This window comes from Paraurantiacibacter namhicola (assembly GCF_001687545.1).
In the GTDB taxonomy this organism is placed as follows: Bacteria; Pseudomonadota; Alphaproteobacteria; order Sphingomonadales; family Sphingomonadaceae; genus Paraurantiacibacter; species Paraurantiacibacter namhicola.
In genome coordinates this window covers 934,147-947,481 of sequence record NZ_CP016545.1, presented here as the reverse complement: position 1 = coordinate 947,481, position 13,335 = coordinate 934,147, and the positions used below count along the sequence as shown (strand labels likewise).

Below are 13,335 nucleotides of genomic sequence, written 5' to 3'. Positions count from 1 at the left end.
AGGACCGCCGCATTGCGAACTTACTAGGAATGTTTGTTATTCTTCGCCGTCGTCCAGCACTTCGTCGGCGGTAATGAACCCGTCGCCATTCGCATCCTTCTTCTTAAAGCTGCGCTCGACGCGCTTGGGCTCGGCCATTTTGGCATCCTTGCCCTTCTCTTCGACCATCATCGTGCGATATGCGGCCCATTCTTCCATGTCGACGCGGGAATCCTCGTTGGTGTCGATTCGCTTGATCCAGCGTTCGGCCTTCTTCATCGTGTCCGGCGCGGCCTGCACTGGCGTGGCGACACCCATGGCAAGGGCGGCGGCTGTCGAGGCGGCGATTGCGAGACGAATTTTCATAGTAGCTCTCCGTGATTATTGTTCTCTATCGATGTCATAAAGAGCACCGACTTAAGCCATACTGAACCCGCGGCGCCTACCTCTTCTTTCGCCCCAAGCGCGGTTTAGTCGCATCGATGGATTTCAGCCAACCGTTCAGGCTTTGCTCCATGCGCGCGGCACGCTCGGGATTTTGCGCTGCCACGTTCCTGGTTTCACCGGGATCGGTGACGACGTTGAACAGGCCACCTTCGGCGCTCTCGTCGTAACTGATGACGAATTTCCAATCGCCATCCATGATCGCGCTGGCTGCGGTGTCACCGGTGGATTGCGGACGCGGACGCGGATCGTACCAATGCAGGGTGCGCGGCCATTCCATCGCCGGGTTGGCAAAGAGCGGGGTGATGTCTCGGCCATCGACATGAGCTTCTGGCATCAGCGGCGCACCGGCGGCGTCGAGGAACGTCGGAAACAGATCCATCACGCTCACCAGCGCGTCCGTTTTCTGGCCCGGCGCGATGCGGGCTGGCCAGCGTATCAGGAAAGGCACGCGCACGCCCCCTTCCCACAAGTGACCTTTGCCGGCGCGCAGCGGCAAATTGCTTGTCGCTAGCTCGCGACCACGACCTTCACCGCGATTACTCAGACCACCGTGATCTGAAGTGAAAACCACGATTGTGTTGTCGGCGATTCCCAGCCGGTCCAGCGTGGCGAGCACGCTGGCGACGCTTTCGTCCATGCTCTTGACCATCGCCGCATATTCATCGTTGTCCTGGTGCAGCTTGGTCTGGCCGTCGATCTGCGCGACTTCCGGCTGACGAACACCGCCATTGGCCTCGATCTTGCGGGCGTAATAAGCCGTGTCGTCCTTCTTGCCCTGGATGGGCGTGTGGACAGCATAATGTGAAAGAACCGCAAAAAACGGACGGCCGTTGCCGGTCGCTTGCTGTTCCTCGATGAACTCCACTGTCTCCTGAGTCAGGCGATCGGCGATATATTCGCCTTTGACACCGTCCTCCAGGCCGGGGCCGAGCGTCAGTTTCTTCTCCGCACCCCACGGGTAAAAGTGTGATCCCACGGCTCCGGCCGAACCGCCGCCGATATTGATATCGAACCCCTGGTCTTCGGGCATGGCGCCCTTCTTCTTGCCGAGATGCCATTTGCCGGCGAAAAAGGTGTCATATCCCGCCTGCTTCATACCTTCGGCGATCGTCACCTCTTCGGGCCGCAACTGGTCGCCGCGGCGTTCGCCCGGCATCGAAGCACGGGCAGGATTACGGCCAGTCATCAGTGCATAGCGAGACGGCACGCAGCGCGGGAACGCGACGTAACCACGATTGAACTGCAAGCCATCGGCAGCCAATCCGTCGATAGCAGGGGTCTCATAAAGCTTGCTGCCGTTATAGCCGACATCCATCCAGCCCATATCGTCAACCAGCACCACCACAATGTTGGGCATGGACGATGCGTTCGCGGCTTTTGAAGATGTGAAATCGTTCGCCGACCCGGCCGCGCATGCGGCCAGTGCGACCGTTACCGCTGCGGCGAGCGCGCTGAATTTGAAGTTTGGCAAGCGCATATATCGTTTGTCCTGTCCCACAGTGCCAGAGTCAGCACGATCTACAGCTGGTGGTCGACCCTAGGCTGAACGATGTGCCTGCCCGTTTGCACCGGAGGACGGTCTCACCGCCTGGACATCGTGCAGGGCCTGCCCCGCTTTCTCCCGAAACTGACGTTCGGGCAACCATCGTTATGTCAATGTTGTCAAATCATGTCAATATTGTCATAAGGTGATTCGAAAGCCTCTGCTTGTTCGTAGAATGCGGTAGCAGCATGGGCCTGGAAGAAGTTCCGAACGGCGATTCGGGCGAGGGAGAGGAAAATGAAGAATTCTACGGGTATCCGCCTGACCACTGCGCTTCTGCTTAGCGGAAGCATGTTTGCCATTTCTGCACCGGCTGCGGCTCAGTCGCCTGAGCAGCAAGCTGAGGACGATGCACCCGAAACCACCGGTAACACGATCATCGTCACCGGCATTCGCGCATCTATCCAGGGTGCGACAAATGCGAAGCGCAATTCCGACCAGATCAAGGACGTGATCGACGCCGAGGACATCGGCGAATTGCCCGATACCAACGTGGCAGAGGCGCTGCAGCGCGTCACCGGCGTTCAGATCAACCGCGACCAAGGCGAAGGCTCCGAAATCGCCGTGCGCGGTTTCTCGCAGAACCGCGTCGAGGTGAACGGGCAGACGCAGGTCGGCTCGACCGCGGATGGCAACGTGTCTTTCAACGCGATCCCGTCCGAGGCCTTCAAGAGCATCGAGGTGATCAAGACACCGGCTGCGGACGAGATCGAAGGCGCACTTGGTGCCATCGTCCGCTTCAACACGCGCCAGCCGCTCGACCGCAAAGGCTTCACATTTAGCGCCCGCGCCGAAGCGCAATATGCCGAACGGGCTGATGCATGGACCCCAAACTTCAACGTGCTGGTTGCCGACAATTTCGAAGTTGGCAACGGTGCTGGCGAGGCCGGTTTCCTGGTCAGCTACACCCGCAAGCATCGCAAGCTGCGGCAGGATTTCTTCCGCGTGCGCGGTTACGAGGCGCTGGACGGCCTCGGGCTTGACCTTGATGGAGACGGTGTTGCGGGCGAACTGATCGAACGCAACAGCGACGGGATCATTACGGATCTGCAAGATGGCGCCTATCTGCCGACCCAGACGCTGTTCCGTGTTACGGAGCAGGATCGCAAACTCGACAGCTGGACAGCAGCTTTTCAGTACCAGCCTGCGCCCGGGTTCGAATTGTACGTCAACGGCACATACAGCCGGAATCGCGCGGACGACCGGCAATATCAGGCGACGGCTCGCCTTAACAACGCCTACAGCCCGGATGGCATGGGCGGGTTTGCCATCAACAATCGTTTTTCCGATATTCCGGGTCTGGTGATTTCGCCGAACCAGACGATCCGCCAGGCATTCCTGGGCGGTTTCAACAATCGCGGCCGAGCGCAGGGGATCGGATTTGGCATTTCCGGTGCGTCGAACCCGCCGGAGCAGGACATCCTGACCGTGCAGGCCGGCGCGAAGTTCAAGATCGGATCGAGCCTGGACGGCCAGGTCCAGCTGTCATTCGGTAAGGGCAAGCGCTTCCAGCGTTACATTAATACGACGAGCGGCATCGGCGGGACGGACAGCCCGTTCTTCTTCATCAATTTCGATGGTGACGGCGATGTTCCGGATTACATCCCGCTGCAGTCCGAAGTCGGCGGCGTTCCGGTGACCGGGTTTTCGGAAGACGCGCGGTTCGATTTCAACGATCCTTCGATCTACACCTTCAACAACATCGCCATCAACGAAGATACTGATCGGACCCAGGAACAGGCTCTCAGGCTCGATTTCGATTACGACACCGGAAACGATACGTTTCACACAATCGAATTCGGGGCGCGTTACGCTAGGGTAACCGGCGTACGCGGTCGTTTGCGCGCACGCGATGCGCGAGGCGCGGCCGACGGCACGCTTGGCGATACGGATTATGACGACCTGCTGCAGAGCGAGCCGGGCCTGATTGTCCAGCTGCCGTTCGATGATTATCTGGACGGTGCCACGGGCGACCAGCCGGATAGCTTCCTGCTTCCTGACCCGCAGTTCCTGGTCGACAACCGTTTGCGCCTCTTGGACACATACGGCATCATCCTCCAGCCTGACGAGTCCTTCGGCTACGATGCCGAACGCAAGACCGCTGCGGCTTATGTAAAGCTCAATTTCGATTTCGACGTCGGTAGCATCCCGGTATTCGGCAATGTCGGCGTTCGTTATGTCCACACCAGCCGCAATTCTTCCGGCCCGGCACCTGATCCGAATGCCGTCCAGTTCGACGAGGATGTCCTGATCTTCCAGAGCGAGTCGTTGAAATACCATAATTGGCTGCCCAGCCTGAACCTGGTCGCCACGCCGTTCGACAATTTCTACGTCCGCTTCGGCGCGGCCAAGGCGATGGCACGGCCTGATCTGCAGGACGCCTCGCCATTGCTGATCGTATCCGACAGCTTCGACCGGGCGCGTGGCGGCAATCCCTTCCTGCTGCCCGAGGAAGTGACGCAATTCGACCTGTCGCTCGAGAAATATTACGGCGATTCCAACTTGATTGCGGTCGCGCTGTTCTACAAGCGGTACGATGAGCGCATCGAGGACGGCGTAACTAGCGTCTGTCTGCCCATTGCCGACGACCAGTCAGAATTCACGCCCGGTACGGACGGCTGCCTTGTCGGGCAGGATCTGATCCGCGCGGAAACGCCGGTGAACGTCGGTGGCGCCGAAGTGAAGGGCGTCGAAGTATCCTGGCAGCAGAGCCTGGACTTCCTGCCCTCCCCGCTCGACGGCTTCGGCTTCATCGCCAACTACACTTATGTCGATGCCGGTTTCGGTTCGCTGAGCGCGACCGGCCTGCAGCTCCCGGTGCAGGATCTTTCCGAGCATAGCTATAACCTGATCGGCTATTACGAGAAGGGTCCGATCTCCGCCCGTGTCGCGTACAACTGGCGCAGCGAGTTTTACGACGAGCGGACCGACACGAACCAGGCGAGCTTCGCCAGGCCCTACGGCCAGCTCGATGCGTCCATCGGTTTCGATGTGACGAACAAGATCAAGCTGTCCTTCGAAGCGGTGAACATCCTGAACGAGCCGGAAGAGCGTTATCAGGAACTGCTGGAACGGCCGCTGGAATACACCGTGAACGATCGCCGGTTCGTGATCGGCGTGACATTCAGGAACTGACGAGTCCTTCGTCGCATCGGCGGGGTCAGACCGGATAACCGGCGGCCCCGCCATCACATTGAATTGGAAGTCTGGAGAACACCCATGCCCATCGTCCGGATCGTGACAGCCATTGCGCTGCTCTGGACGGCGATCGCGCCGCAACTGGCCCTCGCCGCACCCCACAAGGCCAAGCGCCCGAACATCATCTTCATCCTGAATGATGACCAGCGATACGATGCAATGGGTTTCCTGGATCCGGCGCTGGAAACGCCCAACATGGACCGCATGGCACGCGAAGGGGTCTACTTCCCCAATGCCTTCGTCACGACCGCGCTGTGCAGCCCAAGCCGCGCTTCGATCCTTACGGGTCAGTACATGCACAATCACGGCGTGGCGGACAACAACATCAAGTTCCGCCCGGGCACATTCTTCTTCCCGCAGGCGCTGCAGGAAGCAGGCTATTCCACCGCCTTCATCGGCAAATGGCACATGGGCGGGCATGGAGACGACCCGCAGCCCGGCTTCGATCACTGGATCAGCTTCAAAGGCCAGGGCAATTACCTGCCGGTCAATGACCAAGGCGTGCGGCACAAGCTCAACATCAATGGCGAGCATGTGGAACAGCCCGGCTACATCACCGACAATCTCAACAGCTATGCGATGGACTGGCTGAAGGGCCGCAAGGCGGACGAACCGTTCTTCCTCTATCTCAGCCACAAGGCCGTGCATGCGGATTTCATCCCGGCCGAGCGACACAAGGACCTGTACAGCCGCGAAAGCATCAAATTGCCCGGAAGCATGGCCGATACGCCCGAGAATTACGAGGGCAAGCCCATGTGGGTGAAGAACCAGCGCAATAGCTGGCACGGGGTGGATTTCCCCTATCACTCCACGCTGGACGTGGTCGATTACAAGCTGCGCTACAACCAGACGTTGGCTGCAGTGGACGAAGGGATTGGGGACATCCTCGATTACCTCGATGCGACCGGCCAGATGGACAACACCATCGTCGTCATGATGGGCGACAACGGCTTCATGTTCGGCGAACACGGCCTGATCGACAAGCGCAATGCCTACGAGGAATCGATGAAGGTGCCCTTCATTGCAATGGGCGGCGGAATGGCCAAGGGCCGGGTCAATACGGACCTGATCGCCAATATCGATATCGCCCCGACTTTCCTGGAGCTTGCCGGCGCATCGCAGGGCGAAGCAAAGTTCGACGGGATCAGCTTCATGGCCCAGTTGATGGGCATGGAGCGGCAGGGTCCCTGGCGCGAAGGCCTGAATTACGAGTATTTCTGGGAGTATAATTACCCCCACACCCCGACGACGCTGGCCCTGCGCGGAGACCGCTACAAGTACATCCAGTATCACGGCGTGTGGGACACGGAGGAATTATACGATCTCCAAAACGACCCCTTCGAAATGAACAACCTTATCGCTTCGCCCGACCACCAGGATGTGGTCTCGCGCATGCGGGAAGGCCTGTTCGCCAACTTCGGATCGGAAGATGGCCGCGCCTACGTAACCTTCACCGAACGCAACGGACAAGGTGCCGTGCTGCGCAACAGCAACGGATCCGAGGCTGCGGACTTCCCCGACCGCTGGATGCGCGATGGGACGGAGGACGATTTGCGCGACAATCTGAAGACCGAAGGCGGCAAGAAGGCAAACGACCAGAGCGACCATTGATGCTTCGTCTCCCTGCCCTTTTGCTGACGTTGTGCGCGATTCTGACCCTCCCGGCGTGCGGCATGACAGAAGGGCGCGCTTCGGCCGGTCCGGGAGAGCAGTTCCCGGACCGGCCGAACATCATCCTGATAACGGCCGAAGACCTGAGCCCGCGCATGGGCTTCATGGGGGACGAGGTGGCGGTGACGCCGAACCTCGATGCGCTGGCGGCCGAGAGCGTTGTCTTCACCAAGACCTTCACGACCGCAGGGGTCTGCGCACCCGCCCGCTCCGCACTCATTACCGGCGTCCACCAGACGACGCTGGGCACCATGCACATGCGAACATCCAGCTACGGCATGAATATGCCTGAAGGCGAACCGTACGAAGCTGTCCCGCCTGCCAGCATAAAAGCGTTTCCCGAATTGCTGCGGTCAGCGGGATATCACACCGTCAACCGTCAGAAGACCGATTACCAGTTCGGCGAGCCCTTCACGATCTGGGACGATAACGATCACTCGCAGCAATGGCCGCACGGCCTGGACGCCGAGCAGCCCTTCTTCGCGATGATCAATTTCCCGACCACGCATGAAGGCCGCACCTGGCCGCCGGATCTCAACACGTCCGAGCGTCCCAACGTGAAAAACGCGCTCGAACGCAACGCCACGATGGATGCGCGCAAGAACTTTCCGCCGACCGTTCCCGATGCGGTTCGTGTGCCGGCCTATTACCCCGACACCCCGGTCGTGCGGCAGAATCTCGCGCGCCATTACGACAATATCCGCCTGATGGACCAGGAAGTCGGCGCGCTGCTGCGCAAACTGGAGGCGGAGGGACGGTTCGACGATTCCATCATCATCTTCACCACCGACCACGGTGACGGCCTGCCGCGCGCGAAGCGCACGATCTTCGACAGCGGGACGCATGTGCCCCTCATCGTGCGCTTTCCGAATGGCTATGGCGCGGGCGAGCGGCGCAGCGAACTCGTCAGCTTCGTGGACCTCGCGCCCACTATCCTTGCTTTCGCAGGGGTGGGATTGCCTGACTGGATACAGGGCCGCGACATCTTCCGCGCCGCGCCGCCCCAATACATATACATGGCGGGCGACCGGTTCGACGAAGTCCCCCAGCGCTTTCGCGGCATTCGCAGCGACGGTTACCTGTATATCCGCTATTTCTCCGACAAGCCGGTGATCCCCTCGCTCGGATACCAGAACACGAACCCGATCATGCACGAATGGCGCAGGCTTCACGCGGAAGGTGCGCTGACGCCGTTGCAGGCAATGTATCTGGAAGCACCGGCACCGCGCCGGATGCTATTCGATGTGTCGGCGGACCCGGATAATGTTCGCAATTTGGCGGACGATCCGGCCTATGCCGTTATCGCCACGCGAATGGATAGCGATTTGATGGACTGGATTGCGAGAAGTGGCGATCTGGGCCGCGTGCCCGAAGCGCAGATGCGCGCGCGTATGTGGCCCGGCGGCACGCAACCGCGCACCGCCGCCCCGCAAGGCTGCCGCGCCTCCGATGGCGCGGTCGTTCTCACCTCGGCCACAGTAGGTGCCTCAGTCGACTATGGTGGTGAGCAGGGAGAGGCGGAACTCTACGCCCGTCCCATCAGTGCGACGCAGCCTTTCGCGGCGCGCGCGATCCGTTACGGCTACGCACCGAGCGCTCCAAGCCCGATCGATCCGGCTAGCCTGCAGCCCTGCGGCTAAGGCCTTCGCGCCCGTAGGAAAACGCGAACCAGGCGATCGCAAGAAAGCAGGCCGCCGGCACCAGCAAGGCGGTACCCAGCCCTGCCGCATCCGCTACGCTACCGTAGAGTAGCGGGACAAGGCCGCCCCCCACGATGCCGGTGCACAGCCATCCAGCAGCCCGGCTCTGCTGTTCAACCGGCAGGTCCGCGCTCGCAATCGCGAAAATGGTGGGGAATTGCAGTCCGGCGAACAGGCCGGAAACCAGGATGGCCAACGCGGCGAGATAACCGCCTGCAAAGCCCGCGACGATGCAGAGGCATCCCGAGGCGATGGCTGCCGAGCCCAGGACGATATGCCGTCCGACATTGGCGAGCAAGGGCAAGGCACCGAAGCGGCCGACCAGCATGCCCATCCAGAAGATCGACACCAGCACGGCACCGAACGTGCGGCTTGCATCGATCACACCTTCATCTTCCAGCAGGTTCAGCATGGTCGTGGAGATCGCTACTTCCGCACCGACATAAAGGAACAGCGCGCCCACGCCTGCCGCCAGGCGGCGGCGTTCGAACGCGCTCCAGGGGGCGCGGACCGACGCGGCGACCGGCGCCGTCACGCTTTCGACCCGCAGGTAGCGCCAAGCCAACATCGCCAGCAGGCCGAGGGCGATCGCAATCCCGGCAAACAGCGTGCGCACGGGCATCAGCGGATTGGTCACGGTGTCGAGGAAGGCCGCCGCCGCCAGCAAGGGGGCGATGACCGTGCCCAGCGAATTGAAGGCTTGCGCGAATGTGAGATTGGTCGATGGGTTGGCGAACCCGCCTTGCGAAGCGGCCAGCGGATTGGCGGCGACCTGCAGGAAGGTAATTCCGCTGGCGATAACGAAGATGGACGGCAACAGGGCGTAGAAATTCCCGCCGAGCGTGGTGGCGGCAAGCCCGATACTCCCCACCGCCATCAGGCCGATGCCGAGCGCCACCCCGGCCCGCAGGCCGATCCGCGCGGTGATCCCGCCGCTGGCACGGGCAAACAGCAGATAGGTCAGGAAGAATGCCGATTGCACCAGCAAGGCATCGCGATAGCCGAGATCGAAGGCTTCCTTGAAGTGCGGCACGACCATGCGGACGGTCACGGCCACCAGTCCCCAGCTGAAGAACAGGACGACGAGCGTGATGCGTCCGGCCGGTGTCAGCCGCGCGCCCATCAGACCTCCGGCACGGGCCCCGTCGATTCCCTCACGATGAGCTCGTAATCGAGCTGCACGTTATCGAGACCGTTCTCGCGGTTGCCGCGCTGGTGATCGATAATGCCTTCGGCGGCCGCTGCAGCCATATCCGCCACGGGCTGGCGGATCGTCGTAAGCGGAGGCCACATGGCAGAGGCTGTTTCCGCATCGTCGAACCCGGCGACGGAGAGGTCGCGCGGCACTTCCAGCCCCACCCGGTGGGCCGCCATCAGAACGCCTGCGGCCATGTCGTCATTTGACGCGAAAATGGCGGTCGGTCGATCGTCTAGCGATAGCAGGTGTTCGCCGCATTCAACGCCGGAACGGATCGTGAAGGCCCCTTGGCAGGTCAGTTCCTCGTCAAACGCTATCCCGGCACCCTGCAAGCCATCCTTGTATCCGTGGAGGCGTGCTTGCGTCGTCGCGGTCCCTTCTCGCCCCATGATGAACCCGATACGGGTATGGCCATGGTCGACAAGGTGCCGCGTCATGGCTTCCGCCGCGCCGCGATCGTCCATCGACACGCAGAAGCCAAGGCTCGGCTCCCGTCCCGGTGCGATGCGGGCGAAGGGGCGATTAAGCTTGGACATCGCGGAGAGAACGTCTGGATCGTCGCACAGGGGCGGCGGCACGATCATGCCTTCCAGATTGCCCTGAACGATCAGCTGGGTCATGGACTCCGCCGGGGTGGCACGCGACCGGTCGAGCGGTTCGAAAACAAGCTGATACCCGTTCTCCTTGGCCGCACGCTGGGCACCGCGCAGCAGTTCGAAGCTGTAGCTCGGATTCGGGTTGTCGAAGACGAGGCCGAGCAGAAAGGACCGCGCGCTGGTGGTGCTGCGGGCGGAAATGGTCGGGCGGTAATTCAGCTCGTCGATGGCGGCCTGAACCGCAACCCGCGTTCTCTCACTGACATTTGGCTCGCGCCGGACTACGCGCGAGACTGTCTTAATCGACACTTCGGCGAGCTTCGCCACGTCCGTAATCGTCGACCGTCTGACCGTTCTCATGCGCAAGCCCCGCTGCGGTTGCAGTACGCTAGCCATCGTTTGGAACTCAGCACTCCACCGTGATGCCGCGCGGGGGCGCGATGGAGATCCCGGCCAGTTGCACGGCAAGTTTGCCGTTCGTAGCAATACGCAGCGGCATGTCCACCGTTGTCAGGTCACTATCGTCCGCAAAGCAGGCCAGCGGAATGCTGACTTCGGTGTATTTGCCGGGCGCCATGCGGCGCAATGCAGGTGTCAGGTCTACAGTGCCGCTCTTGCGCGTTGTGCCGAAACTGGCCGTGACATTCGCGGTCGGTCTCTCCAGCAGGGCCATAGAAACAACTACCGCCTCGCCATTTTCAGCACGTTTGCCGAAATCGACCGTGTCGTAACCCAGCACGAATACGGATCCTTCACCAGTGCCGGACCAGCGGCCGATCTTCGTATCTTCCTGCCGGTTGCGATCCGCACTGTCGAAGGACACCGCGCCGGTGGGACTGGTCACGAAGCGATCGCCTTCCGTTTTCAGGCGCGAATTCTGCGCATCGCCCAGATAGACGCGCCAAGGCGCAATGGCCCGGCCGTCGGAGAAAAACACCGAATTGCTCGCCGCCGCCAGTTTCTCCGCGCTCAGGCCTGGGTCAACCGAAAGCATACCGACATCGCGGCGAGAATTCAGGCTGAGGCCGTAACCGACCGGAAAGAGCGGATCGTAATTCGCATTGCCTTGGTTCAGAGCTGTCTGACTGGCGAGCTTGGGCCAGCTGAAAGACAGGCGACCGGTGAAATCATGGCGCGCTTTGCCCGCCCCGTCACTCACCAGGAGGTCGGCCAGACCTGCGCCGCCCTGCGTGCCGGGCAGCCATGCGGCGACGAATGCATCGGAAGCGTTGAGGTGCGGATTGACCCACAGCGGTCGCCCACTGAGGAAGACGGCGATCACGGGGATCCCATCCGCTTTGAGTCTCTCCAGCAATGCAAGGTCCGAATCACTGTCCGGCGCGGCATAGATCACGCTCTCGCGATCGCCTTGGTATTCTGCATAGGGCGTCTCGCCAAACACGACGACGGCATAGTCCGGTTTCGTTTCATATTGCCCGTCTACGCTCAATTCCGCCGTGCCGCCATGCGGAGCCATGGCCTGGCGCAGTCCGGAATAGACAGTGGTCGAACCGGGGAAATCCTTGTTTGTAAGGCCCGTACCCTGCCAGTTCATTGACCAGCCGCCGACCAGCATCGGGACGTTATCGGCGCCCTGCCCGGCTACGAGAACGCGCGAATTGGCAGGGAAAGGCAGGATCGAAGGGTCATCTTTCAGCAATACGGCGCTCTTGCGGGCAGCCTCGCGGGCCAGCGCCTTGTGCTCGTCCGTGCCGATATGCTCGGCCCCGGCGTAAGGCCGCGCCGAGGGTTTCGGCATGTCGAACAGTCCAGCCCGGAACTTAACTCGCAGGACGCGGCGCACCGCATCGTCCAGCCGGCTCATCGGGATCGTCCCGTCTTTCACCTGCACAACCAGATTGTTGTACAATTCCTTCCAGTCTGCCGGAATCATGTACATGTCGACGCCTGCCAACAGCGCTTCGGGGCAATCGCCCGCGGTGCATCCCGGGATCAGGGCGTGGCCGTTGAAGTCGCCGATCACGAAGCCGTCGAACCCTGCATGGTCCTTCATCATCGTAGTCAGCAGCGGGCCGTGGCCGTGCATGCGCACGCCGTTCCACTTGGAATAGGATGCCATGACGGTCTGCGCGCCAGCCTCCAGCGTGGGCGCGTAGGGCGCCCAGTGGATGTCGCGCAGAACATCCTCGGACACCTGCGCATCGCCCTGGTCGCGGCCGCCGGCCGTACCGCCATCGGCCACCATGTGCTTGGCGGTCGCGATGATGGAGCCTGACGGGAAGAAATCTCCGGCAGGGTCGCCCTGCAAACCCAGCGTCAGCGATGCTCCCATTCGGCCCGCAATTTCCGGCCCTTCGGAATACCCTTCATAGGTCCGGCCCCAACGATCGTCGCGCGGGATCGAAAGGGCTGGCGCGAAGGTCCAGTCCGTACCGATGGCGGCCGTTTCGATTGCCGTCACACGCCCGATGCGACGCATGAGGTCCGGGTCGTTGGCCGCGCCGAGCCCGATATTGTGCGGGAAGATGGTGCCGCCGAAATAGGAATTGTTACCGTGGACGGAATCGATGCCCCAGATGATCGGGATGCCCACACCGCCATCGCTCTTGTCCGTCGACGCGGTCCAGTAAGCGTCGGCCAGCTTCAGCCATTCGCTGGCCGGCGCGTACATATCCTTGTTCGGCCTGCCGTTCCCGCCGTTCAGGACGGAACCGATATTGTATTCACGCACCTCGTCCGGCGTGATGTTGGTAATTTCGGGTTGGAGAATCTGCCCCACCTTCTCTTCCACCGTCATCCGGGAGAGAACCGCATCGATCCGCGCTTCGGTTGCGGCATCGGCTGCGGCGGGAATGGCGCTGTCGATCACCGGCCATTTGTCCAGGTCGAGAGCGACATCCGCGGCGGGCAAGGCGTAGCTGCGCTCGGCCATCGGACCGTCCATCGCCGCATTCGTCGCGCAGGCAGCGAGCAGAGTCGCTGCAGTGGTGGAAAGGGCGAAGCGAATGGCGCGCCTGGTCATGATAATCCTCCGAATTCCCG

8 protein-coding genes are annotated in these 13,335 nt (G+C 61.5%); 3 read left to right on the top strand and 5 right to left on the bottom strand.

Going from position 1 to position 13,335, the window contains the following annotated elements; all coding sequences use genetic code 11:
* Positions 1–36 precede the first annotated feature (36 nt).
* Both A6F65_RS04505 and A6F65_RS04500 read right to left on the bottom strand, forming a co-directional pair.
* On the bottom strand, positions 37–345 hold the full coding sequence (locus A6F65_RS04505) for an EF-hand domain-containing protein (protein WP_157093052.1): 309 nt from the start codon (positions 343–345) through the stop codon (positions 37–39).
* A gap of 76 nt (positions 346–421) precedes the next feature.
* The gene (locus A6F65_RS04500) at positions 422–1,903 is read right to left on the bottom strand and encodes a sulfatase (RefSeq protein ID WP_067786331.1); all 1,482 of its coding nucleotides are present in this window, start codon (positions 1,901–1,903) and stop codon (positions 422–424) included.
* Positions 1,904–2,206: 303 nt separating this feature from the next.
* Here A6F65_RS04500 and A6F65_RS04495 point away from each other — a divergent pair, with 303 nt between their 5' ends.
* The 3 genes from A6F65_RS04495 (at position 2,207) to A6F65_RS04485 (ending at position 8,478) form a co-directional block, all read left to right on the top strand.
* Positions 2,207–5,104, top strand: coding sequence for a TonB-dependent receptor (locus tag A6F65_RS04495; protein WP_067786329.1), 2,898 nt, complete (start codon positions 2,207–2,209; stop codon positions 5,102–5,104).
* A gap of 84 nt (positions 5,105–5,188) precedes the next feature.
* Positions 5,189–6,778 (top strand): sulfatase family protein, encoded by a 1,590-nt coding sequence (locus tag A6F65_RS04490; protein ID WP_067786327.1) that lies wholly within the window; start codon positions 5,189–5,191, stop codon positions 6,776–6,778.
* Between the two features lie 62 nt (positions 6,779–6,840).
* A complete protein-coding gene (locus A6F65_RS04485; RefSeq protein ID WP_067786325.1) occupies positions 6,841–8,478 on the top strand; it encodes a sulfatase family protein in 1,638 nt (545 codons plus the stop codon).
* Here A6F65_RS04485 and A6F65_RS04480 read toward each other — a convergent pair.
* The 3 genes from A6F65_RS04480 to A6F65_RS04470 all read right to left on the bottom strand — a co-directional run bounded on the left by A6F65_RS04480 (position 8,456) and on the right by A6F65_RS04470 (position 13,315).
* Positions 8,456–9,661: an MFS transporter gene (locus A6F65_RS04480; RefSeq protein WP_067786323.1), complete on the bottom strand. Its 1,206-nt coding sequence runs from the start codon at positions 9,659–9,661 to the stop codon at positions 8,456–8,458. The two genes, A6F65_RS04485 and A6F65_RS04480, sit on opposite strands and share 23 nt — an antisense overlap.
* Positions 9,661–10,659 carry a LacI family DNA-binding transcriptional regulator gene (locus A6F65_RS04475; RefSeq protein WP_169816999.1) on the bottom strand — a complete coding sequence of 333 codons (999 nt, stop codon included), beginning with the start codon at positions 10,657–10,659 and terminating at the stop codon, positions 9,661–9,663. Before A6F65_RS04475 ends, A6F65_RS04480 begins: the two co-directional genes overlap by 1 nt.
* Positions 10,660–10,738: 79 nt before the next feature.
* Positions 10,739–13,315 carry a glycoside hydrolase family 3 protein gene (locus A6F65_RS04470; RefSeq protein WP_067786318.1) on the bottom strand — a complete coding sequence of 859 codons (2,577 nt, stop codon included), beginning with the start codon at positions 13,313–13,315 and terminating at the stop codon, positions 10,739–10,741.
* Positions 13,316–13,335 lie beyond the last annotated feature (20 nt).